The 21,264-nt window shown below is 64.5% G+C and carries 14 protein-coding genes and 1 riboswitch; of the genes, 8 read left to right on the top strand and 6 right to left on the bottom strand.

Annotated elements, in window-relative coordinates; genetic code table 11:
- Positions 1 to 33: 33 nt before the first annotated feature.
- Complete coding sequence (locus AC3WJB_RS03920) at positions 34 to 3,240, bottom strand: hypothetical protein (protein WP_492678910.1); 3,207 nt, start codon at positions 3,238 to 3,240, stop codon at positions 34 to 36.
- 137 nt (positions 3,241 to 3,377) lie between these two features.
- On the opposite strand from AC3WJB_RS03920, the gene AC3WJB_RS03915 reads away from it, so the two are divergent.
- Complete coding sequence (locus AC3WJB_RS03915) at positions 3,378 to 5,816, top strand: S9 family peptidase (RefSeq protein ID WP_492678908.1); 2,439 nt, start codon at positions 3,378 to 3,380, stop codon at positions 5,814 to 5,816.
- Positions 5,817 to 6,546: 730 nt separating this feature from the next.
- On the opposite strand, the gene AC3WJB_RS03910 is transcribed toward AC3WJB_RS03915, so the two are convergent.
- Positions 6,547 to 7,206 carry a hypothetical protein gene (locus AC3WJB_RS03910; protein ID WP_492678906.1) on the bottom strand — a complete coding sequence of 220 codons (660 nt, stop codon included), beginning with the start codon at positions 7,204 to 7,206 and terminating at the stop codon, positions 6,547 to 6,549.
- Between the two features lie 190 nt (positions 7,207 to 7,396).
- Here AC3WJB_RS03910 and folE point away from each other — a divergent pair, with 190 nt between their 5' ends.
- Together folE and AC3WJB_RS03900 are read left to right on the top strand one after the other, a co-directional pair.
- On the top strand, positions 7,397 to 8,038 hold the full coding sequence (gene folE, locus AC3WJB_RS03905; RefSeq protein WP_492678904.1) for a GTP cyclohydrolase I FolE: 642 nt from the start codon (positions 7,397 to 7,399) through the stop codon (positions 8,036 to 8,038).
- 220 nt (positions 8,039 to 8,258) lie between these two features.
- Entirely contained in the window at positions 8,259 to 8,969 is a 711-nt protein-coding gene (locus AC3WJB_RS03900) for an RNA polymerase sigma factor (protein ID WP_492678902.1), read from the top strand.
- A 25-nt stretch (positions 8,970 to 8,994) separates the two neighbouring features.
- Here the strand turns inward: AC3WJB_RS03900 and AC3WJB_RS03895 are convergent, their stop codons facing one another.
- The 3 genes from AC3WJB_RS03895 to pgl form a co-directional block, all read right to left on the bottom strand.
- Complete coding sequence (locus tag AC3WJB_RS03895; RefSeq protein ID WP_492678900.1) at positions 8,995 to 10,356, bottom strand: amidohydrolase; 1,362 nt, start codon at positions 10,354 to 10,356, stop codon at positions 8,995 to 8,997.
- A gap of 92 nt (positions 10,357 to 10,448) precedes the next feature.
- Complete coding sequence (locus AC3WJB_RS03890) at positions 10,449 to 11,246, bottom strand: TlpA family protein disulfide reductase (protein ID WP_492678898.1); 798 nt, start codon at positions 11,244 to 11,246, stop codon at positions 10,449 to 10,451.
- Positions 11,247 to 11,369: 123 nt separating this feature from the next.
- Positions 11,370 to 12,074 (bottom strand): 6-phosphogluconolactonase, encoded by a 705-nt coding sequence (pgl, locus tag AC3WJB_RS03885; RefSeq protein WP_492678896.1) that lies wholly within the window; start codon positions 12,072 to 12,074, stop codon positions 11,370 to 11,372.
- Positions 12,075 to 12,202: 128 nt separating this feature from the next.
- Positions 12,203 to 12,441, top strand: a riboswitch (cobalamin riboswitch).
- Between the two features lie 131 nt (positions 12,442 to 12,572).
- Between pgl and btuB the strand changes: the two genes are divergently transcribed.
- Together btuB and AC3WJB_RS03875 are read left to right on the top strand one after the other, a co-directional pair.
- Positions 12,573 to 14,423: a TonB-dependent vitamin B12 receptor gene (gene btuB / locus AC3WJB_RS03880; RefSeq protein ID WP_492678894.1), complete on the top strand. Its 1,851-nt coding sequence runs from the start codon at positions 12,573 to 12,575 to the stop codon at positions 14,421 to 14,423.
- Between the two features lie 161 nt (positions 14,424 to 14,584).
- Complete coding sequence (locus AC3WJB_RS03875; protein ID WP_492678892.1) at positions 14,585 to 17,740, top strand: efflux RND transporter permease subunit; 3,156 nt, start codon at positions 14,585 to 14,587, stop codon at positions 17,738 to 17,740.
- Here the strand turns inward: AC3WJB_RS03875 and AC3WJB_RS03870 are convergent.
- The gene (locus AC3WJB_RS03870; RefSeq protein ID WP_492683058.1) at positions 17,647 to 17,934 is read right to left on the bottom strand and encodes a phage integrase N-terminal SAM-like domain-containing protein; all 288 of its coding nucleotides are present in this window, start codon (positions 17,932 to 17,934) and stop codon (positions 17,647 to 17,649) included. The genes AC3WJB_RS03875 and AC3WJB_RS03870 overlap by 94 nt on opposite strands.
- Positions 17,935 to 18,304: 370 nt before the next feature.
- Here AC3WJB_RS03870 and AC3WJB_RS03865 point away from each other — a divergent pair, with 370 nt between their 5' ends.
- The 3 genes from AC3WJB_RS03865 (at position 18,305) to AC3WJB_RS03855 (ending at position 20,962) form a co-directional block, all read left to right on the top strand.
- Complete coding sequence (locus AC3WJB_RS03865) at positions 18,305 to 19,312, top strand: DUF2806 domain-containing protein (protein WP_492678891.1); 1,008 nt, start codon at positions 18,305 to 18,307, stop codon at positions 19,310 to 19,312.
- Between the two features lie 83 nt (positions 19,313 to 19,395).
- On the top strand, positions 19,396 to 20,010 hold the full coding sequence (locus AC3WJB_RS03860; protein WP_492678890.1) for a DUF1780 domain-containing protein: 615 nt from the start codon (positions 19,396 to 19,398) through the stop codon (positions 20,008 to 20,010).
- A gap of 97 nt (positions 20,011 to 20,107) precedes the next feature.
- Positions 20,108 to 20,962 carry a 3'-5' exonuclease gene (locus AC3WJB_RS03855; protein ID WP_492678889.1) on the top strand — a complete coding sequence of 285 codons (855 nt, stop codon included), beginning with the start codon at positions 20,108 to 20,110 and terminating at the stop codon, positions 20,960 to 20,962.
- Positions 20,963 to 21,264 lie beyond the last annotated feature (302 nt).

Genomic DNA, 21,264 nt, shown 5'->3' with positions numbered 1-21,264 from the left:
GCCGTGTCCGCCTTTGCGGAGTCGTAATGACCGTCAGGGATTGGGTACACGGGGCGAACACGAAAGCTTCTGGCGTGCCGGCAACACCAGCAGTGAGGCGCCCATACCTTGTCCACGCTGCGCATTCAACTTGGCGAGCGCGGGTTGCAGGGCCTGCCAGGCGGCCACGGTCGTATTGAAGTCGCGGCAGATTTGCTGGTAGGTCGCGTACTGCGCAGCCACCGGCGCGCGGTCGCTGAGGTAGGTAACCAGTTTCAGCAAGGCCGAGGCCTGGCCATTGGTGCGGCTGAAGCTGAGTGGCCCGGTGACGGCGGGCACGGCGTAGTTGCTGCCCGAGAGGCTGATCATCGCGTCGGCTGCGCGACCCGTGAGCTTGGTCACACTCTCCTCCAGGGTCTTGGCCGCAGTGTTCGTGGCCCCGGCCGGCAGTGCGGCAAGTCGGGCCTGCAGCGCTACGCCCTGCGCATAGGCGTCTTCGCTGGCGGTCATCACGGCGACCACGTCCTGGGCCAGGGCCAATTGCTTGCGCATCCCCTCCAGCACGTCGTGAGCCCCGCCAATCCGCGGATCTTCTTGCACCACCAGGGGCTGCATGGAGGTGGCGCCATCCACGGTCAGCCTGACGGTGTAGTTGCCGGGCACGGCGAGCGGGCCTTGCGGTGCGAATGGCGTGCCCCCAGGCACGGCCTGCATCATGTCGCCATAGCTCACGCGGATGGCCGGCGGAATCGGCCAGCGCAAGTCCCAGGTCACGCGATGCGCACCGGCGGTCGCAGGCAAGGGCAAGCGTGGCTGCAGCCAGTCGCTTTGCACGGGCGGCAGCGGTTGCGTGAGCGGCGGGATGGGCGCGCTGGAATAGGTGCGCACCACGTTGCCGCTGGCGTCGAGGACCTGCAGCTCGACGGCTTGCGCCGCTTGCGCGAGGTAGTAGTCGATGACCGCGCCCTGCGGCGGATTCGGCGCGTGCGGCACCTCGGCCGGGAACGGCGTGTCCTGGTTGACGTTGGCCTGGACGCGGATTGCGGTTTCGGGACGGAACAAGTGCACCGGCTGGGTCGCCAGGACCGTGCTCATCTGCTCGAGTGGGGTGATGTCGTCGAGTACCCAGATCGCGCGGCCGTAGGTGCCGGCAATGAGGTCGTGGCCGTGGATCTTGAGGTCGCGATACGACGCCGTCGGCAGGTTCAGGCGCAGCGGCTGCCACTGCCCGCCGTCATCGAAGGAGACGTAGACCGAGGTTTCCGTACCGGCAAACAACAAGCCCTGCTTGTCGGGATCTTCCCGCACGACGCGCACATAGCTCCCGGTCGGCTGGTCGGTCGGCAGGCCGGCAACGATCGTCTGCCAGGTCTTGCCGAAATCCCGCGTGCGGTAGATGTGCGGCGTGCCGTCGCCGGCGGGGCTGTTGTCGACCGAGGCGTACGCCGTGGCCGCGTCGAAATGCGAGGCCTGGATGTTGACGTCGCCAAACTTGCCGACGCCGGGCGGGGTCACGTCCTGCCAATGCTGGCCGCCATCGCGGCTGAGATAGGCCACGCCGTTGTTGCTGCCGGTCCACAGCACGCCGGCCTGCACTGTCGACGGCGACAGGGAGGTCAGCGCATCGCCGTGGTGCACGCCTTCGGGCGGCGGCTCGGGTGCCTTGCCGGGATGCGCGGTGAGATCCGGGCTGAGTTTGTTCCAGCTGGTCCCGCGGTCGCGGCTCGCCCATACGTTCTGCGTGCCGAAGTACAGGGTTTGCCCATCGGTGGAAAACACGATCGGCGCGGCCACCGCGCGGCGGTAGGCAGTATCGCTGGTGTTGCTGATGCTGCCCGCGCCCGGATCGATGATTTGCGCTTGCCAGGTGCCGCGCTGCAGTCGCGACAGGTAGCCCAGGTCACCGTTGAGGAAGATCTGGTCGGGATCGGAGGGATCCGGGGTGACGAAGCCGGTCTCCCAACCCGGCAACTGGAACCAGTCGAAGAAGCCGTTGATCTGACCGAAGTGGCCACGGCTCGCCACCGCGATTGCGCCGCTGTCCTGCTTGGTGGCATAGATCCAGTACGGGTATCGGTTGTCGGTGCTGACCTTGTAGACCTGTGCGGTCGGCTGGTTGTACCAGAGGCTCCAGCTCGCGCCACCATCCAGGCTCACGACCGCACCCTGGTCGCCGCCATAGACAATGTGGCGGGGATTGGCCGCGTCGATCCACCACTGGTTGGGATCATCGCCGCCGGGCGCGCCCTTGAATGCGACGAGGGTGTGGCCGCCATCGGTCGATCTATAGGCAGCCGTGCCCAACGTGTAGACCACGTCAGGATCGGCCGGATCGACCAAGACCTGCCTGCTCGAGGTATAGATCGTCTTGGTCCCCAGCGACCAACTCGCGCCGCCATCGTCCGAGCGGTACAGGCCGCTGCGGTTCAACAGGTAGAGGCGCTGGGCGCCGGTGTGCTCGGCAACTGCCAGCTCACCGATCGCTGCGGGCTGGTTGCGGCCCACGACCTGCGTCCAGGTGACGCCTGCGTCGGTGGATTTGTACAAGGCAGTCGGCCCCGGATGGGCGAAGGAGCGCTTCGCGCCCGGCGCATGAAACGTCTGCGCCAGCGTGGCGAACACCACCTGCGGATGGTCCGTGGCCCAGGCCAGGCCGGTGGCACCGGATTTCGCGCCGGCATCCAGCACGCGGTGCCAGCTCTGCCCGCCATCGCTGCTGCGGAACACGCCGCGCTGGCCACCCTGCGTGAACGGCATGCCCCGCGTGGCAGCCAGCAGCAGGTGCGGATCGTGCGGGTCGACCAGCAACGCGGCGATGGGGCCCGCATCGCGCAGGCCCGCGCTCTGCCAGTGCGCGCCGGCGTCGGTGGACGTCCAAACGCCGCTGCTGTAGGCCGAGCCGAAGATGCTGCCGGTCCCGGCATAGATCGTTTGCGGCTGCGACTGCGCCACGGCCAGCGCGGTGACGCCGCGGATCTCGTGCACCGCGTCGGTGAGCGGCACCCAGGTGATGCCGGCGTTCTCGGTCTTCCAGACGCCGCCGTCGTCGGCACCCATGTAGGCAATGGCCGGCTGCCCGTCCACGCCCGCCACCGAGCTCACCCGGCCGGCAATGAATGGCCCGACGTTGCGCCATTGCATGCCTTGCAGCAGCGCGGGACTGACCTGGGCCTGCGCGGGACCACTGGCGACGCCGGCGATACCGCATGCCAGCACGATGCCCAGGGCGCGCAGTAGCGCTGTCTTGACCAGTGACGCCACGGCGCAGTCCTCCTCCATGCGATGCCCGGATGCTCCCACCAATTGGATTCAAGCGACATGTGACCTTTGGCACTACGGCCGCCGCGCGCAACGCGGTTCGCTATGCTTGGGGTTTTTCACAGGGGATGGGGACGCTCATGCATCGTTTGCTGTTGGCCGGATGCTTCGCACTGCTGCTGCCCGCGGTGGCCGCCGCACAATCACCGGAGGCGACTGCGGCGCAAAGCGCACTGGACCTGGAAACCATCATGGCCAATCCCGACTGGATCGGCCAGGCGGTGGAAGAGCCGTACTGGAGTGTGGACGGGCGCAGCCTGTATTACTCGCTCAAGCGCGACGCCAGCCCGGTGCGCGACCTGTATCGGGTCGATCCGGCCAATGGCCGCAGCACCAAGCTCGATCCGGCAGCCATGGCCCGCGCCGATGGTCCGGCCGTATTCGACAGCAAACACCGGCATGCCGCCTATTTGCTTCACGATGACGTGTTTGCCGTGGACCTGGCGAGTGGCAGGCGCACACAGCTCACCCACGCCGGGCAGGTCACGCAACAACCGCAATTCTCCGCCGACGGACATGCCGTGCAATATCGGCAAGACACGGACTGGTATCGCTACGACCTCGCCGCCGGCACCACCGCGCAACTGGCCAGCCTGAAGTTTGCCGACGATCCGCAAGCAAAAGCCCCCGATGCACTGGGCGAGTTGCAGCTCGATCTCTTCAAGACACTGCGCCAGCTCAAAGCCGACCAGCAGGCCGAGCGCGACCGCGAGCAGGCGCTGCAGGCCGCCGATCCGGGGCGCACGCCGCAGCCGTTCTGGCTCGGCACGAAGATTGAGCCGGTCGGCAGCGCGCTGTCGCCGAACGGGCGCTACATGGTGGTGGTGACCGTTCCCAAGGATCACGCCAAGGGTGAGGCGCCCAAGGTCAACCATTACGTCACCGACAGCGGTTATACCGAGGCCAAGGACGCACGCACCTATGTCGGCCGCAATGATCCGGCGCCGCAGTCGCTGTTGCTGCTGGATTTGCAGACGCACCAGGTCTACCCGCTCGCGACCGACCAGTTGCCTGGCATCAAGGTGGATCCGCTGGCCGACATTCGCGCCCGCACGGTGGCGGCGCTAAAGCAGGCTGGCAAGGACGACCGGGCCAAGGCGCTCGCGGCACCGACAGTGCGGCCGGTCACGGTCAACCGCGGCCCCCTGGGCGATGGCCTGGTGTGGAGCGAGGACGGCAACCAGGCGGCAATCCAGCTGCGCGCCATCGACAACAAGGACCGCTGGATCGTCACCATCGATTTTGCCAACCACGCCCTGGTGCCGCAGCACCAGCTGCACGACGAAGCCTGGATCAACTGGGCGTTCAACGATTTTGGCTGGCTCAAGGACGGCCGCACGCTGTGGTACCTGAGCGAGGAGAGTGGTTATTCGCAGCTCTACACGAAGCCGCTTGGCGGCAAACCCACCTTGCTCACCGGCGGGGGTTCGTTCGAGGTCAGCGACCCGGTGTTGTCCGAGGACGGCAAGTGGTTCTACCTGCTGGCCAACAAGACTGCGCCCACCAGCTATGACGCCTGGCGGGTGCCCGCGAGCGGCGGCGCGCTGACCCGGCTCACGCAGTACCAGGGCGTCGAGCGCGCGTTGTTGTCGCCGGACGGCAAGCGGCTGGCGGTCCTGCATTCGGGCGCCTACCTGCTGCCGCAACTCGCGGTGCAGGACGCCGCCGGCGGCAAGCCACGCGAGCTCACCGACACCATGAGCAAGGCATTCGCCACGCGTTCATGGATCGAGCCGCAAATCGTGCAGATCCCGTCCTCGCATGGCGCCGGGGTCATCTACGCCAAGTACTACGGACCAGCCGGCACTGCCGCAGCGACTGGTCCGCGCCCGGCCATCCTGTTCATACACGGCGCAGGCTATACGCAGGATGTCTCCCTGCGCGAGACCTACTATGTCCACGAGCAGATGTTCAACAACCTGCTGGTGCAACAAGGCTACGTGGTGCTGGATATGGACTACCGCGGTTCGGCCGGCTACGGCCGCGCCTGGCGCACGGCGATCTACCGCAACATGGGCCACCCCGAGCTGGAGGATCTGCTGGACGGCAAGGCCTGGCTGGTGCAGCAGCACCAGGTCGATCCCAAGCGGGTCGGCCTGTATGGCGGCAGCTACGGCGGCTTCATGACCGAGATGGCGCTGCTGCGTGCGCCCGGCGAATTCGCCGCCGGCGCGGCCCAACGCCCAGTCAGCGACTGGACCAGCTACAACGACCGTTATACGGCGAACATCCTCAACGACCCACAGCTCGATCCCGAGGCCTACCAGCGCAGCTCGCCGATCGAGTTCGCAGCAAACCTGCGCGATCCGCTGCTGATCCAGCACGGCCTGATCGACAACAACGTGATGGCCAGCGACTCGATCCGCCTATACCAGCGCTTCATCGAGCTGCACAAGAAGGACTTCTGGATGTCGCTGTACCCGCTGGAGAGCCACGCCTTCGTGCACGCCGATTCCTGGTACGACGAATACCGCCGCATCGACGAGCTGTTCACCACCTACGTCAAGGGCCGGCGGTAGCGCGACGGGAACTGCATCCGACCCATGACTGACCTCATCCCGTCGTCATCCCCGCGGGGCGCTTTTCAACGGCCGAAGGGCCGGTCAAGCAGCACTGCTGTCCGGAATAAATTCGTACCTCGACACCGAAGGCGTTGCGACGCAAGGCTGGATGGCTGCCGCGTGCGACCCAGACTCAAAAATGACGGCTCACCTCTGTCGTCTCGCCCTGGACCGCAACTCTCCATCGTCATCCTTCCCGGCGTCATCCCCGCGAAAGCGGGGATCCAGTGCCTTTGGATGTCCTAAAGGCCAAAGCACTGGATTCCCGCTTTCGCGGGAATGACGCCGGAGTGGTGGGGCGAGTGTGGTTTCAAAAACGTTCCCGACAGCAGTGCGCGAAAGCGGGGATCCAGTGTTCTTGTGTGTGCATAAGGGCCAAGGCACTGGATTCCCGCTTTCGCGGGAATGACGACGGGCGGTGTTTCGGCGCCTGGCGCGGTGCCGTGGATGAGGCAAAAGCGGTTCCAAAAACGCTCCAGACAGCAGTGCTGCTTGACCGGCCCTTCGGCCGTTGAAAAGCGCCTCGCGGGAATGACGGTTCGGGGTTGATCGGAGTTTCCCCGATCGGTGACAAGGAGGGCAGGCAGATCTCCTGATCCACCTGCCCTCGTTGTTCAACCCGCCGCGTACCGTCGCGACGATACGGTGGCCAGCCCAGGCAGCATGGCTGCCGGGCCTGCCAACTGCATCAGTGCAGCGACGCCAGTTTGACGTTCGGGACCTTCAACGCCTGGGCGACGTCGAACATCGCCTGATTCAGGATCTTGTGCGTGTTTTCATCCGCGCCATGGCCAAACTTGGCATCGATATCCTGCATGACCTGCACATGGATGTCGTGCGACAAGGCGACATCGAACAGGTAGCCCGACCACCACACGCCATCCGGCGCAACACCCGCCTTGACCAGGGCCTCGGCAAGCTTGGCTCCCTTCAAGTCAGCTGGTGCCGCCGGCAGCTTGACGCCTGCCGCCGTGGCGCGCTTGAGGCCATCGTTGACGGCGAAAGTCATGCCGTTGATGAAGTTGGTCACGTTCTTCTCGCCATACTGTTTGTTGAGCTTGGCCACCTCGGCGTTTACGGTCTTCTCGCCAAGCATGGACACCAACGCCGTGGAGAAGCTGAAGTTGGACGCGCCACCACCGGCCTGGACCAGTGCCGCGGTCGCTTCGAGCGCGGGTGCGCCATTGTAGGTAGGACCACCAAACCAGTTCATCGCGGACGCGTTCATCTGGTGGCTGGTCTGGGCCATTTCCGGCATCGCAGGGGCAGCGGCATCGGTGCGGGCTTGCACGGCGGTGGCGGCGCCAAACGCGAGCGCGATGGCGAGGGCTAACACGGTCTTGTTCATGAATGCTCACTCCTTGTAGAAAAAGGGCCGACTTGGCCCGCGGGCGCACGCCCACGGGCTGTCAGTGCGCATGGGATGCGGCACGCGCGCAAAAGGTTCCGGACCCGCACACCGATCCATCCTGTGCGTCGGGAACCTGGAACGGCGCCGCCGCGTCTCATGGCCAACCTGCACGGAGCTCCCATTGATCATGCTCGACGGCCAAACTCTTGCTTCCCCGGCATACACGCCAATTTCCCGGGAGCAACCCGTACCCCTTTCGCGGCGGCCGAGCCGCGCCGAAGCCGAAGCCGCGGTGCGCACGCTGATCCGCTGGGCCGGCGACGAGCCCTCGCGTGAAGGCTTGCGCGACACGCCGGCACGCGTCACCCGGGCGTACGAGGAATGGTTTGCCGGTTACGCGCAGGACCCGGACACCATGCTCAGCCGTACGTTCGAGGAGGTCGACGGCTACTCCGACGTGGTGCTGCTGCGCGACATTCCGCTGCATTCCACCTGCGAACACCATATGGCCCCGATCTCCGGCACGGTCGACATCGCCTACCTGCCAAACCAGCGCGTGGTTGGCATTTCCAAGCTGGCCCGCGTCGTCGAGGCGCTGGGGCGGCGCTTGCAGATCCAGGAGCGCCTGACCGCGCAGATCGCCGACAGCCTCGAACGCGTGCTGCACCCCCGCGGCATCGCGGTGACCGTGCGCGCCAGTCACGGCTGCATGACGACGCGCGGCGTGGGCACGCCCGGCGTCGCCATGGTCACGCGCGAATTGCGGGGCCAGTTCCGTGAGGAGCCCCGGCACGCGGAAATCCTGGCCCTGCTGGCGGAGCGCACCTGATGAACGCACACGCCGGCCTGCACAGCCATGCTGTACAGCCGCGATTCCCGCGCGGACGCACGGGGTTGCGGCCCACGAACCGCGCACTGCCACGAATCGTGCTGGACGCACCAGGGGCAGACGTGCATGCTGCAGGGGTGGGCCATGCCGCGCACAAACCATGGCGATCGCGCGACCGGGTATGCCTGACGGCAGTCCACACGTCCAGGAGGAGAGCAACATGCAAGCACGCGTCACGGCCGCGGCCGGGGATCCTTCCAGTCTCGACGACCAGGCCTTGGTCGCCACGGTCCTGGCTGGCCATCGCGAGGCATTCCGGCACATCATGCAGCGCTGCAACCAACGCCTGTTCCGGGTTGCGCGAAGCGTGGTGCGCAACGACGAGGAAGCCGAAGACATCCTGCAGGAATCCTATCTGCGCGCCTACCACAAGCTGGATTCCTTCCGCGGCGATGCCACCTTGCTGACCTGGCTCACCAGCATTGTCCTCAACGAAGCGCGTGGACGCCTGCGCAAGCGCCATGACATGGTCGACCTGGACCAAGTTGATGCCGATCCCGGCGACAGCCACGTCGTCGCGTTTCACGCGCGCTCGGGCGGCGACGACCCGATGACGGACGCGGCCCGCGCGCAGATGCGTCACTTGCTGGAACGCGCGATTGACGCCCTGCCGCCATCCTTCCGCACGGTCTACGTGCTGCGCGAAATCGAAGGTTGCAGCGTGGAAGAAACCGCAGAACAGCTGACGCTCAATCCGACGACAGTGAAGACGCGCCTGTTCCGTGCCCGCAGGCAGCTGCGCGCCACGTTGCAAGGCGCGGTCGCCAGCACGGTTGCCGAAACCTTCCCGTTCATGGGCGAGCGCTGCGAGCGCCTGAGCAACGCCGTGATGGCCCGGCTCGAAGCCGAAGGACCAGCGCACCCGCGCTGACGCCAGAGTCACCGCCCGGACAAGGTTATTTGCCGCCAGTGCCCGCCACCATCAGCACCGCAAGCGCGAGCGTTTCCACGCCGCGCCTGATGGACGGCTCCGGCATGGGCGCGAAATAGGGCGAGTGGTTGACTGGGACCGGCTTGCCTTCGGCCTTGTACTTGGCAAGCATCGCCGGATCGTCGCCGCCGATGCCGAAGAAGACGGCAGGCATGCCGGCGTGGATATATTCCGAGAAGTCTTCGCTGGGCGAACCCGCGGGCATGTAGGCCGGCTCGAAGTGCACGTCCTTGCCGAACGCGGCCTGCAGCACACCGGCCGAGCGATCAGCCAAGCCAATGTCGTTGTATACCGCGCTGGCACCGCCCGGGTGCTCGACCGTCGGTGCCGGCGCGCCGGCCATGGCCGCCACCGCGTTTGCGGTGCGCGTGACGCCCTCGATCAACCGCTGGCGGGTGACATCGTCGTGCGAGCGCAAGGTCAGCTTGAGGTCGGCGTGATCGGGGATGATGTTGTCCACGGTACCCGCCTGGAACGCGCCGACCGTGACCACGCCAAACGTACCCGGCGCGGTTTCGCGGCTGACCACGGTCTGCACGTCGGAGACGAAATGCGCGCCCATGACGACCGGATCGATGCTCTTGTCCGGCATCGAGCCGTGTGCGCCGCGGCCGTGGAAGGTGATGTCAATTTCATCGGAGGCCGAACTGAGCGTGCCCTCCTTCACCGTCACCGTACCCGCGGGATCGGGGCCGACGTGCGCGGCAAAGCCGACATCGGGCTTGGGCCAACGCGTGAACAGGCCGTCCGCCAGCATCGCCTTCGCCCCGCCTACGGTTTCCTCGGAAGGCTGGCCGATGAACATCAGCGTGCCGTGCCATTGGTCCTTCATGGCGAGCAGCGCCTCGGCGGTGCCCACCCACCAGGCCATGTGGATGTCATGGCCGCAGGCATGGTCGACATAGGTCAGGCGGCCGTCGAGGGTCTGCTGGGCGCGGCTGGCGTACGGCAGTCCGGTCTTTTCCTCCATCGGCAGCGCATCGAGCTCGGTGCGGATGAGGATCGTCTTGCCCGGACCGTTCTTGTAGATGGCGACGATGCCGGTCTTGCCGACATGTTCGGTCACGGTGAAGCCGAGCTTGCGCATCCTGGCGGCGAGCAGCGACGCCGTGCGCTGCTCCTGAAAGCCCAGTTCCGGGTGCCGGTGGATGTCCTGGTACAGCGCCTCGAGTTGCGGGTAGTTCTTGTCCAGGCCGGCGTCGATCCGCGTCCGCGCCGCATGGACGTCAAAGGCCGGCGCCAGCGGCGTCCCGCCACCTGGCGGCTCCTGGGCCAGGGCAAGCGAGGGCAACAGCGCGGCGGCAAGCAGCAGGGCGGGCTTGAGCATGGAGTGTCCCCCGGTGGAGTGGCGGTCGCAGGATTGTGCGCCGCCAGGACGATGACGGCAAACGGACGGCTGGTATGCAGTCGGCGCCCGGATCAGGGCGTGATGCGGGCCAGGTGCGCCGCCAAGGTCGCGGCCGACAGCTCGCCGACCTGGGTGTCGCGCAGCGCACCCCTGGTATCGATGAACATCGTAGTTGGATAACCGCGTGCGCCATACCAGGCGGAGACGTCCATGTGCGGGTCGAGCAAGACGTGGCCGAGCTCCAGGTGCTCGTGCTCGAGGTAGTGCTGCACGGCGGCGATGGATTCGCCCTGGTTGGCAAAGACGAAGCGGACCTGTGGCATCGCCGCCTGTGCCTTGGCCAGCATTGGCATCTCGCGGCGGCAGGGCCCGCACCAGGTGGCCCACAGGTTGATCACGGTCGGTTGCCCGCGCAAATCCTGCAGCGCCACCGGACGCCCCTGCAGGTCCTGCAGCGTCAGCGTCGGCAAGGGTTGCCGCGACTCGCTCAAGGTCTGCGCGGTGAGGCGCCCCAGTCCCCAGGCCAACGTGCCCACCACCAGCACCGCCGCCAGCGGCCGACGCAGCGGCGGCCTTCGCCAGCCGATCGAGGCGCCCGCCAGCGCCAGTACGATCACGCCGGCCAGGACATCGAAGCCGGCGTCGCGGACGTTGAGCATGGACCCGGGGTCTTGTGCGTATTGCGGCCACCAGCGCAGCACGAACGCGATGCGGGAAACGACGAGGCTCACGGCCAGGGCCAGCAACGCCGCATTGTCTGCATCGGCGTAGCCGCGGCGCTTCAGGAAGGCATTGGTGCCCATGCCGGCCAGCACGCCGAACAACAAGGCCAGCACGGCAGTGGAAAACAGCAAGGGTCCGATGTTCACGAATTCCGCATCCCAAAGAGGCGGCAGCCACCCCGCAGGTGCAGCATCCGCCAGATCCGCTGCATGCCGGTTCAATCGTCCACTCTAGCGCGAGTGGATGTTGCCGCCGATGACGCGCTGGACTCACGCGCTCCAGTACACCGTGACCGGCACGCGCTGCTGGTCAAGCACCGCGCGGATCGGATAGTGCGCGGCGTCGCCGGCTCCGCGCATGGCGGCATCGAAAACCACGCGCTTGTCCGCACCGGCCATCAGCAAGTACAGCGCGCGCGTTGCCAGCAGGGTGGGCAGGCTCAAGGTCATGCGGGGTTCGCCGGCAGCCGGGGCGCGCATGGACAGCACGCGCGCGCTGCCCCGCAAGTCCAGTGCCGCAGCGAGGTGATCGCCGCCCGGAAAGAACGACGCGGTGTGCCCGTCGTCGCCCATGCCCAGGACCACCGTGTCAAACGGCAACGGCAAGGCGCCGATGCGCGCCTCCGCCTCGGCCAGGCCCAGTTCCGGCGTCGCGGCACCGGTGTACAGCGGCACAAAGCCCGCTGCCGCCGCGGCGTGCTGCAACAGCGTGGTCTGCACCAGGCGCGCATTGGAGCGTGCATCGTCAGCCGCCACCCAGCGCTCATCGACCAGGGTGACACGCACCTGCGCCCAATCCAGTTCTTCCAGCGCGAGGCGCGCGAAAAACGCCGCCGGCGTGGTGCCGCCAGAGACGGCCAGCAACGCGCGGCCGCGCTCGCGCAAGCCAGCGCGCAATTGGTCGGCCACCCGCGACGACAGGGCGCTGGCCTGGGCCGATCGATCGGCAAATTCGTGCAGTTCGACCTTGTTCACGACGCGCACCTCGATCTGCAGGCGGGTACCCAATGACCATAGCAGGGCCACGCACGCCCAGCAGGCCCGCCGCCCGCTTGCCTCGCGGAGCCAAGGTCGGCGCACATTGTCCGCTTGGCCGTCTGCAGATAAAGTAATGCCGTTCGGGTGTCCCGATGGCGCCTCGCCTAGGGATGAAACGGGAAGCCGGTGCGCAGCGTGTCAACCACACCCTGCAAGTCCGGCGCTGCCCCCGCAACGGTAAGCGAGACAAGACGCGGTCATTGGCCACTGTGCTGACACGGCATGGGAAGGCGCCGCGCCCGGCCTGCAGGTTCTACTGCAGCGACTCGCAAGCCCGGAGACCGGCCCGAACGATACCTGGTGGCTCGCGGTGGGCGAGGCCGAACCACGCGCGTTGGCCGCCGTGCCTGCCGTCGTTCGACCTTCTGCTCTCCGCCTGGTGCCAGCCCATCCCCTTGCATGGGCCGTGCGCGGGTGCGCGGCCGAGGAGCCATCTTGAACAAGACCTTGTTGAGTTTCGCCCTGCTCGGCTGCACGTCCGCCACCTGTGCCGCCGCCGTGGACCAGGCGGGCAACCTGCCTGGGGTACTGGTCACTGCCACGCGCACCGCGATCAGCGCCGAGGACGCGCTGGCCTCCGTCACCGTCATCACCCGGGCCGACATCGAACGCCTGCAACCCCTGTCGGTGGCGGACCTGCTGACCGGCCTGCCCGGCGTGAGCTTTGCCAACACGGGCGGCTATGGCCAGCAGACCTCGCTCTTCCTGCGCGGCACCAACTCCGCCCATACGCTGGTGCTGATCGACGGCGTGCGCATCGGCTCGGTCGCCAACGGCCTGGCTGCATTCGAGCAGTTGCCGGTGGAGCAGATCGAGCGCATCGAGATCGTGCGCGGCCCCCGCTCCAGCCTGTATGGCGCCGACGCGATTGGCGGCGTGATCCAGATCTTCACCCGGCACGGTTCACGCGACGGCGGCGTGTTGCCGTCCTTCAGCGTGACCAGCGGCAGCGAGCGCCTGCTGCGCGGGCAGCTCGGCGTGTCCGGCGGCGGCGCACATGGCTGGTACAACCTGGGCGTGGGCCGGCAACACACGCGGGGCATCAATTCCTGCAAGCTCGGCGCCGCCGAGGCATTTGCCGGCTGCTTCACCGACGAACCCGACCGCGACGGCTCCCGCAACCAGAACCTCGCATTCAGCGGCGGCTATCGCTGGGACAACGGCGCGCAGCTCACCGGCAACTGGCTGCGCAACCTCGGCGAAGTCCACTTCGACGGCAGCTACCAGAACCGCCATCGCACACTGCAGCAGACTGCCGGCTCCGCGCTCAGCTTCAATATGACGCCGGCGTGGAAGAGCACCCTGGGCGTCGGCCAGAACCTGGATCGCTACGACAACTACGAGAACCACGACTTCGTCGGCTACGACTATTCGCGGCGCAACCAGGCATCGTGGCAGAACGATCTTGGCGTGGGGGAAAACCAGCTGCTGAGCCTGGGCCTCGACTGGCAGGGCGAGCGTGTCGAGAGCGACACCGGCTACCTCGCCGACCGCCGCAATGACCATGGCGCGTTCGCGCAGTACCAGGGTACGTTTGGCCGCAACGACGTCGCGCTGTCCGCCCGACGCGACCACAACAGCCAGTTCGGCAACCACAACACCGGTGCGGCTGCCTGGGGCTATCACTTCGACGGCGGCCTGAAACTCTCGGCCAGCTACGGCAGCGCGTTCCACGCGCCCACCTTCAACGATCTCTACTACCCCTACGGCAGCGGCAACCCGGACCTGGAACCGGAGAAATCACGCAGTGCCGAACTGGATCTCAGTCAGCAAAACGGCTCGTGGCACTGGGCCTTGAGCGCGTACCAGACACGCATCGACCAGCTCATCACGCTGGACAGCAAGTACTTCCCCATGAACCTCAGCCAGGCGCGCATCCGTGGCGTGGAGGGACAGCTCGCCGCCCGTCTGGAAGGCTGGCAGCTGCAGGCCTACCTGACCTGGCTGCAGCCGCGCAACGATGACGGCGGCCCAAACGATGGCAAGGCACTGCCCCGTCGTCCGGAACGCACGGCGCGGGTGGACCTGGACCGCCGCTACGGCGCGTTCGGTTTCGGCGCGACAGTTTACGTGGCCGGCCGCAGCTACGATGACGTTGCCAACATCCATCGCCTGGGCGGCTACGCCACCACCGACCTGCGTGCGAGCTGGCGTTTCGGCCGTGACTGGCAGATCGAGGCACGGCTGGCAAACGCCTTCGACCGCGATTACGAGACCGTCTACTACTTCAACCAGCCCGGCCGCGCCTGGTACCTGACCCTGCGCTACAGCCCGACCGCGCCGTAACCGCCCGTTCCCTGCAGGATTCGGGAGGCGAACATGGAAGCCCGCTTGGACGCGGGGCCCCTTCTCCCCTGGCTTTGCCTGGGGAGAGGAAATAAAGGGCTGGCGGGAGCCGTTTGCGGTGCATCCCGGTATGCTTCCGGCCTTGCCCTGACCCCTGGCCCATGTTTGCCACTTTGATCCATCGCCCTGTCGGCACCTCGCTGCTCGCCATCGGGTTGGCGCTTGCGGGCGTGTGGGCATATCTCCTGCTGGGCGTGGCGGCGTTTCCGTCGATCCAGTTTCCCGGCGTCGCGGTGTTTGCGCAATTGCCTGGGGCAAGTGCGCAGACCATGGCGGCAACCGTCGTCGGCCCGCTGGAGCGGCACCTGGGGCAGATCCCAGGTATCCGGCAAATGGTCTCCAACACCCGGGAAGGCAGCACGCAGATCATGGTGCTGTTCAACTTCGGGCGCAGCACCGACGCGGCGGCACGCGAGGTGCAGGCGGCGATCAACGCGGCAGCGGCCGACCTGCCGAGGGGCTTGCCGAATCCGCCGCAATTTTTCAAATTCGATACCTCGCAGATACCGGTCCTGATCGTGTCGCTGACCTCCACCAGCCTGCCGCCGGATCGCCTCTACGACTTGACCGACACCTTGCTGAAGCCCGCGGTCATGCAACTGCCCGGCGTCGCCAACGTGCAGGTCGGTGGCGGCACACCACACGCCGTGCGCATCGAGCTCAACACGTCCGCGTTGGCAAAGGTTGGCCTGACCGCGAACGACCTGGCAAACGCCTTGCGCGCGGCCAACGTCACCGCGCCGCTCGGCACGCTCAGCGATGGCTTGACGCAGATGGCGCTCAGCACCGATACGCTGCGCAGCCCGGCGCAATTTGGACGCCTGGTGATCGCGATGCGCCACGGCGTGCCGATCCGCCTGGCGGATGTGGCGAAGGTCACCAGCGGGCAGCAGGACAAGTACGCCGCGGCGTGGTTCAACGGTGAGCGCGCGGTGACGATGCAGATCAGCAAGCGCTCCGAGGCGAATGCGGTGGCCACCGTCGCCGCGATCCGGGCCGCCTTGCCGCGCCTGCGTGCGCTGCTGCCGGCGGACGTGCAGATCATGCCGGTGTTCGACCTCACGCCGACCACGCTGTCAGCCCTGCACGAGGTGGAAGTCGCGCTGCTCATGAGCATCGTCATGGTGGCGCTCGTGATGCTGGTGTTCCTGCGCCGAACGCGGCCAACGGTGATCGCCATGTTCAGCGTGCCGCTGTCGCTCGCCGGCGCCTTGGTCGTGATGTGGGCGCTGGGTTTCACGCTCAACCTGTTTTCGCTGATCGCGCTGGTGCTGTGCGTCGGCTTCGTGGTCGATGACGCGATCGTGGTGATCGAGAACATCGTGCGCCACATGGAACGCGGCGAGCGGCCCTTGCCGGCGGCACTGGCCGGCGTCCGGGAAATCGGCTTCACGGTGATCTCGATCACGCTGTCGCTGCTCGCGGTGTTCGCGCCGCTGGTGTTCGGCAACAACGTGTTCACGGTGCTGATGCGTGAGTTTGCGGTGACCCTCGTCGCCACGATCGTGATCTCCGCAGTGGTGTCGCTGACCCTGACCCCCGCGCTGTGCGGCCGCTGGCTGACCGATACCGCGCCGCGGGCGAACGGTGGAGACCGCCTGGAGCGTAGGGCGGAGGCGTTCGACCGCGCCCTGCTGCGCGCCTACGAACGCGCGTTGGACTGGGCACTGCGCCACCGCCGCCTGATGCGCTGGCAACCGCTGGTGCTGTTGATCCTCACCGTCTTGCTCGCGGTCGCCGTGGTCAAGACGGCAGGCGGCGGCCTGATGCCGAAGGAAGACACGGGCTTGCTGCAGGCAAGCATCCGCGGCGATGCGAACATCTCGCCGACCCTGCTGGCCACCCGCGTGCGCAAGCTCGCGACGGTGCTGCAGGCTGATCCGGCGGTGCTCGACGTGTCGGCCGAACTCGGCAGCGGCAACGGCCCCAACCCCGGAGCGGTCGGCAACACCGCCAACCTGTTCGTCGATCTGAAGCCGCTCGGGCGCGGCCCAGGCACGCGCCAGGAGACGGCGCAGGAAGTCGTGGACCGGCTCAGCAAGTACTACAAGACGGTTGCGGACATGGACGTCTCGCTGACCCCGGTGCAATTCATCCAGGGCGGCGGGGGTGGCGGCAACGGTGGCGGCCAATACTCGTTTCAGCTCGACAGCACCGATGGCGCGTCGCTGCAGGCGCCGACCCTGCGGCTCGAGCACGTCATGCGCGGCATGCCGCAGTTCCGCGACGTCAGCAGCACGTTCGACAGCATCGGCCTGCAACAGAGGCTGCAGGTCGACCGCGCCGCCGCCGCGCGCCTGCACATCAGCATGGCGCAAGTGGACACCGCGCTCGCCAATGCGTTTGGCCAGACGCCGGTATCCATCATCTACGCGGACGTGAACCAGTACCGGGTCGTGCTGAGCGCGGCCAGCGCCGATTCGCTCAGCCCCGGCACGCTGCTCAACACCTATGTGCGCAACAGCGCTGGCACCATGATCCCGCTGTCGGCCATCGCGACGATCCAGCCGCGCATCGCACCAGTCACCGTGCAGCACTTCAACCAGCTCGAATCCGCCGCGATCAACTACAACCTGGCCAAGGACGTCACCCAGGCCGCCGGGCTGCAACTGGTCAACCAGGCAATGTTCGCCGCGCGACTGCCGCCGGGCGTGGTCAAGCGCTACACCGGCGACAACCAGCAACTGATCGAGGCGCTGAGCAACGCGCTGATCATGCTGCTTGCGGTCATCGCCGCAATGTACCTCGTGCTCGGCATCCTGTACGAAAGCCTGCTGCACCCGCTGACCATCATCTCGACGCTGCCGGCCGCCGGCGCCGGCGCGTTCCTCGCGATGCTGGTCACGCAGAGCCAGCTCACGCTGATGTCGGTGATCGCGGTGCTGATGCTGATCGGCATCGTCAAGAAGAACGCGATCCTGATGGTCGACTTCGCGCTCGTCGCCGAGCGCGAACGCGGCCTGCCCGCGCCCGAGGCAATCCGCGAGGCCGCGCTGGTGCGCTTCCGCCCGATCACCATGACCACGCTCGTCGCCATGGGTGCGGCGCTGCCGCTGGCGATCGGCTTCGGCACCGGCTCGGAAATGCGCCAGCCGCTCGGCATCGCCATCCTCGGCGGCCTGCTGGTCTCGCAGCTGCTGACCCTGCTCAGCACCCCGGCCATTTACCTGTGGCAGCACGACCGCCGCGAACGCAAGGCGCACAAGCGCGCACGCCGCGCCGCCAAGGCACTCGCCCGGGCCTCCGCCAAGCCGTAGGGGCGCGCGAGGGTACCATCGGCACCCGCTGTGGCCGTTTCGACTGCACGATCGTCTCCGTTCCATGGCCATTCGATCGACAAGACCTCGCGATACAGAAAAAGCAGCGCCAAAAGTGCCTGATTCTGGGTCCCCGCCACCTGTCCCTCCACCGCCAACGCACTCAGGAAGCCCTCGACTTCCGTACTCCCCATATCGCACAGATGCCGCTTGCCATTGCTCAGGATGCACCGCGTATTCATCCCGCGTAGGCTTCTTCGCTGCGCCCGGCCATGCCCAATCGGCACATGCGGCCCCGCACTTGATCCAGAAATTTCGGCGGTTGCGACCCTGCGCCATTTGACCCTAACTCCACCTCGTGGAAGGATGCCATCAACGTCCGTACTTGCCTTGGGGAATCCGGGATTAGGTTGCAGGATTAGGCTGCGACGAGCGTGGTAAGTCGTTGATTCGCGTAGATCGGGGATAAAGTAAAGCAATCGGCAATACCGACTTAGATTGCAGGATTACACTGCATTTTGAAGTCTACTAAGCGTTAGCCGTCAATAAACAGGGGGCGTTGTGGTGGATTTCCCAGGAGAAAAGCTGGTTATCAAACTTTGGGAGACCGTTGCCGAGAAGGGCATCGGAAGCCTCTTCAAGCCTTGGCAGATGCGGAGAGAAGGGCGCGTCTCCATAGAACTGAAGCAGCAAGAACTTGTTGCAATTGCGCGGGCCGAGCGTGAAGCAGAGAACATTCGGCGCGGCGACGTGCAGCTCTTAGATTGTACGCCGCAAGTTCTACTGACTAGCGACAAGGCGCCGCCGCCTCCAACGGATGAACCGCCCTGGGCGCAGCAGGCTACGCGTGCAGTTACCAATGTTTTCGTCGCGGAGACGGTGCGACGAGAGGCAAACGTTACGCGAGCACTGCTTCAAGCGGAAGAAGCGTTAGAGTCGGACCCGCAGGTGCCACCCGACGCCAAGGTCAATGAGGATTGGCTGTTTCGCTGGCGCGACAGTGCAAGTCAGGTCTCGACCGAAGAGCTGCAAAACCTTTGGGGCAGACTGCTCGCCGGCGAAGTTAAAGCTCCGGGTACGTACTCCCTTCGAACGCTGGAGTTTCTGCGAAACCTGTCGCAGCAAGAGGCGGAGGCCGTCTCGAAACTATCGCAATTCGTGATCGAGGGTACCATTTACAGGGAGGCTAAAGACCTCCTTGAGGCCGCGGGTGTCAATTATGGATTCTTGCTGCACATGCAACAGCTTGGGGTAGTCGCTGGCGTAGAGGCTGTCGGCATCGAGGTAACTTGGAAGTCGCTGGACAAAGCAAAATTCGTACGGGCTTTTAAGTGTAATTCTGTCGTCCTCATCGCCACCGCTGACGATCCGCAACTCACCATCAAGCTTCCCATCTATCAGCTCACTGCCATTGGGTCGCAGGTTCTGAGCCTCGGTAAATTTGATGCGAACGTCGGGTACCTTGAGAAAGTTGCGGAGCATCTAAAAGGCCAAGGTGTTCAAGTCGAACTCGCTCAGTACGTTGCCGTTTCGCCAACTCAAATACGGTGCTTCAATGGGAGAAGGCTTTGACGGCTAACAACTCAATCCAGCGGACGCAAACCCGCTACGCGGGTCCGCGCCGCTGATTTCGGGCGTTAGATGAAGTGTCTGATATGACAGATAACGAGTTCATTCAAGCTGCTATCGAAGCGAGAGAGGAGGCAGTGCGCTTCTTTTCTTCAGCATCCAAATCTGAGAGGGAACTCTGGGTTGCAAAGGAGTTCTTGGAGAACCTAGGCGCAGAATTTTCGGATGATGAACTCATCGTTCCTGAAAACGATCCACCTGATGTAGTGTTTAGAGATGTACTCTTCGAGGTAAAAGAGATACTGGATCAGGGCCGCCGTAGACACGCGGAATTCAAGGAATCGCTCCGAAAAGCCAAAGCTGCAAAATCCATCGACGAGCTTTTTGAGCAGAGTACTCCTCGGGACATTACGTACACTGAAATCTACGCACTTGTTCTGGAGCAGGCTTCAGAGCTTGCAGGTTCGAAATATCCTTTGGCTGTCCGCCAACAACTGGATCTGCTGTTCTACGTTAACCTAGAAGATGTATATGGATACGTTGCCAGCCCCCTTCCTCCACCAGATGCTATGCGTGCTTTGGGCTGGCGTTCGGTTTCTTTCTTGGCGGGAAAGATTAGTTGTGTGACTGCCGCGCGAACAAATGCACCGAATTTTCTTGTAAAAGTTGAGCATCAGATCAAAAGGCGGCGAACTGGGTAGATGGCGTTCATCTAACCAGTCATTCAAGCGGACGCGCGAAAAGCCGCGCACCGCTTAACTCCGGCGTTAGACCACACCAAAACACACGGCAGGTCGCATGCAAATCGCAATTGTTGACTGCGAAACAACTGGCCTTGATCAACACGACCAGCCAATAAGCATTGCAGTTGTCTTAAGCCGTATTGACGAACGCGGCTTTGGAGACATCTCTGATATTTGGTATGGGGAACAATACCCAAACGTCCCAATATCAGATGGCGCATTCGCAGTACACGGACTCACAAAAGAATCGCTACTTGGCAAGGCCTTTGACTTTGATGGGCTGACCAAAGCGCTCAGTTCAGTGCAATTAATCATTGCCCATAACGCTGATTTTGACTCAAGGATGATCACTAAGATCTATCCTGAAATTAATAAATTTCCTTGGTTTTGCTCTTATAGGCAATGGCCATTCGGGCAACTTCCAAACAAACGCCTCGACACACTCTGCGATCACTTTTCAATTGAAAAACCACTCAAACACAATGCAATTTCAGATGCCAAATGCCTTCATGCCGTCCTAACCAGACACTCCGGAAAGACCACACGGAGTAAAACTTATCTTCACCGGCTAATTAAGAACGATGCATGGATTTCACCAGCAAGGGAATCACTTCCTGACTCTAGTTGGGCAAAGCCAGCCGTAATAATTCATAGCTTTGACAAGGAAGAAATGAAACAACTCTCAACTGGGTCAAAAATTCCGCTTGAAGGCAATCCAAGCTCTGATCGCCTTGTTGCGTATCGAAAAAAACTTCTTTCTGCAGATATCCCAATCTTGTCAATCTTAAAATCTCAAAACCCGCACGTCGCGGAGAAAGCAAAAGCCGGGAAGACAATTTATCTACTTGTAACTGAGAACAATGGCCGCAGCATGGAACTCAGCTTTCAGGCTGATGATCCTGTGGTCTAACAATTCCTTAGGAGACTTCCCGTCAACCCCGGGTGCATGATGCTTTTGCCCTGAGCTTTCGGGCGACTGCTGGTGGTCGTGTTGTCCTTCGTATGGCGTGCTGCTTGGTCAGTTGGTGCGGCGTCGAACGTTGCCAGACTGCATTTCCTTAGACGGTCTTGTTGAGTCGATGCTGCCGGCTCGGACCAGGGTATAAACCGCGCCTGGAGACCTCATTCGTTCAGCGGTGTCGTCGGTGTTCGGGGATCGGCCGAATCACGTTTGGACGTCCAGAATGTTAGTCAGGTTCTCTCCGGGTGGCT

This window comes from Rhodanobacter sp. FW510-R10 (assembly GCF_058781105.1).
This window is presented reverse-complemented; position numbering and strand designations above follow the sequence as displayed.